The sequence below is a fragment of the Desulfovibrio sp. 1188_IL3213 genome, from assembly GCF_036763145.1.
Lineage (GTDB): Bacteria > Desulfobacterota > Desulfovibrionia > Desulfovibrionales > Desulfovibrionaceae > Desulfovibrio.
Window position 1 is genome coordinate 1 of sequence record NZ_JBAIYR010000401.1, and the last position, 2,045, is coordinate 2,045.

General features: G+C 58.1%; 4 protein-coding genes. 1 reads left to right on the forward strand and 3 read right to left on the reverse strand.

Annotated elements, in window-relative coordinates; translation table 11 throughout:
* The coding region (locus V6C16_RS11905; protein ID WP_333543300.1) for an oligopeptide/dipeptide ABC transporter ATP-binding protein at positions 1 to 117 on the forward strand (117 nt) is incomplete at its 5' end.
* 387 nt (positions 118 to 504) lie between these two features.
* Here V6C16_RS11905 and V6C16_RS11910 read toward each other — a convergent pair.
* The 3 genes from V6C16_RS11910 to ndk are packed head-to-tail and all read right to left on the reverse strand — an operon-like array spanning position 505 to position 1,970.
* Entirely contained in the window at positions 505 to 699 is a 195-nt protein-coding gene (locus V6C16_RS11910) for a hypothetical protein (RefSeq protein WP_333536534.1), read from the reverse strand.
* Positions 700 to 707: 8 nt separating this feature from the next.
* The gene (gene proC, locus V6C16_RS11915) at positions 708 to 1,547 is read right to left on the reverse strand and encodes a pyrroline-5-carboxylate reductase (RefSeq protein WP_333536535.1); all 840 of its coding nucleotides are present in this window, start codon (positions 1,545 to 1,547) and stop codon (positions 708 to 710) included.
* Positions 1,548 to 1,550: 3 nt separating this feature from the next.
* Positions 1,551 to 1,970 carry a nucleoside-diphosphate kinase gene (gene ndk / locus V6C16_RS11920; RefSeq protein ID WP_333536536.1) on the reverse strand — a complete coding sequence of 140 codons (420 nt, stop codon included), beginning with the start codon at positions 1,968 to 1,970 and terminating at the stop codon, positions 1,551 to 1,553.
* Positions 1,971 to 2,045: the final 75 nt, after the last annotated feature.

The following is a 2,045-nucleotide window of genomic DNA, read 5'->3' on the forward strand; positions in this document are numbered from 1 at the left end:
CCCAGCGGCTGCCGGTTTCATCCGCGTTGTCCGCTGGCGCAGGGTGTCTGCCGCCATGAGGCTCCGGCCTGGAAAGAACGCGCACCGGGCTGGCGTGTTCGCTGCTGGCTGGCCTGACGAAAAATATTGAAGGGTGGCTGGGGCAGACAGTTCAGGTAGATGGTTGCCCATGTAAAACTGAAAACAGCCCCGTCCTCTGCACTCCCCCCGGACCACCCCAGAGGCGTTCAATTACCTGGCAGTGGCGAGGGCTGGGCGTCTTGTGCTGCGGGAGCTTCCCCGCTTCGCTCGGCGATCTCCCTCCGTGCCGCGCAATGCCATCAACGGGCAGGCTTTGACTGATTGAGCGCGTTTGACAATGGACCGTGAAAACATCTTGTCAGCGCGCTGTTCCCTAGAGCAGATTAACTTTGAGAATATACATTCTCAAAGTTTAAGGCACGCTCACTTCGGCGCTTAACCGCGCAGATAAACTGCGCTTACGCCTCCGCAGCGAACGTCTGTTCACGCAGCCGCCAGAGCAATTTCAAAGTGAAATTGCTCTAGAGCATTTAACACTTGAAATGCTTGCTTACGGCAGGCAAAAGCCTGCCTACTCGCATTTCGTGGCAAGGATTTTTCAGGAAAACCCTTGCAGAGCAGTTGACTCGTTTCATTCGTAAACTGCTCTAAAAATTTCTGGCGTGAACCAAGGGGCATTGCAAGCTTCAACAGCCCTGGCCGCTGTTCCTTTCCATTTCAGCGCCACGTGCGTTGGCGGCCAGCACGGCATCCACCAGCAGACCGGTGAGTCCCGCGCGGTCCAGCGCGTTGACCCCGGCGATGGTCAGGCCCCCCGGCGAGCACACGTTGTCGCGCAACTGGGCCAAAGGCGTTGCATCTTCTTCCGCCATGTGCGCCGAACCGGCAAAGAGGGCCGTAACCATTTGCCGTGCCTGGGCATGGGAAAACCCCATTGTTACCCCCGCCTGCACAAGGCCCTGCATCATGGCGAAAACATACGCCGGGCCAGCGCCGATAAGGGCGGAAAAAGCCGTAAATTTGTCTTCAGCCATTTCAACGCACTGCCCAAGTACGCTGAAAAGCTGTAAAATATCCTGCCTGCGTTCATTGCTGAGTGCAGGATCCTCAAAGCACAGGGCAAACACGCCCATACCCACCAGGGCCGGGGTATTGGGCATGCAGCGCACCACAGGGCTGCGCCCCGCGGCCCATTGTTGCAGGCTTTGCATGGTGATGCCCGCCGCCACAGATACAATGACCTTGTCCTTGCTGAGGGCGGGACGTATTTGTTCCATTATTTCGTGTATCTGGTAGGGTTTGACGGCCAGCAGAATGATGTCTGCGTTTTCCGCCACAGCCAGAGGTGACGCCATGACGCGCACTCCGGCCTTTTCCAGGGCTTGCATGCGCGAGGCTGTGCGGTTGTAGCCGCAGAGCGAGTAGGCGCTGTTCCGGTTTTCGTTCCCAGTTCCAGGACGTGCCAGACCAGACATGATGGCTCCGCCCATGTTGCCGCAACCCACACAGCCTATGCGCAGCGTCATGATTTACTCCGAAATTTCCAATCCGTTAAAGAAATAGCCGATCTCAAAAGCCGCGGTTTCCTGCGCGTCTGAACCGTGCACGGCATTGGCCTCAAGGCTCTGGCCGTACATGGCGCGCATGGTTCCAGGCTCAGCCTGGGCGGGATTGGTGGCTCCCATGAGGGCGCGCCACCGGGGAACGGCGTCTTCGCCCCGCAATACAACGCAAACAACCGGGCCGGAAGACATGTAGTCCGTCAGGCTGTCAAAAAAAGGGCGCTCACGGTGAACGGCATAAAAACCGGCAGCCTGCGCCTTGGAAAGATGCAACCTTTTAAGGGCCACGATCTTCAGCCCTGAAGCTTCCATAGCCGCCAGTATTTCACCGGTCAACTGGCGCGAAACTGCGTCGGGCTTGATTATGGCAAAGGTGGATTGCATCATGGCGTACTCCTCATGCTAGTTTGGGTGAAATCAGGACGCCGCATGCGTCCCGCGCGCCCCTTGCGGCGCGTCGCC

What these genes read in the sequence shown, in the direction of transcription:
- V6C16_RS11910 (WP_333536534.1), bottom strand. Translation starts at nt 699, where the DNA reads ATGCCCCTTGGTTCACGCCAGAAATTTTTAGAGCAGTTTACGAATGAA.
- proC (WP_333536535.1), bottom strand. Translation starts at nt 1,547, where the DNA reads ATGACGCTGCGCATAGGCTGTGTGGGTTGCGGCAACATGGGCGGAGCC.
- ndk (WP_333536536.1), bottom strand. Translation starts at nt 1,970, where the DNA reads ATGATGCAATCCACCTTTGCCATAATCAAGCCCGACGCAGTTTCGCGC.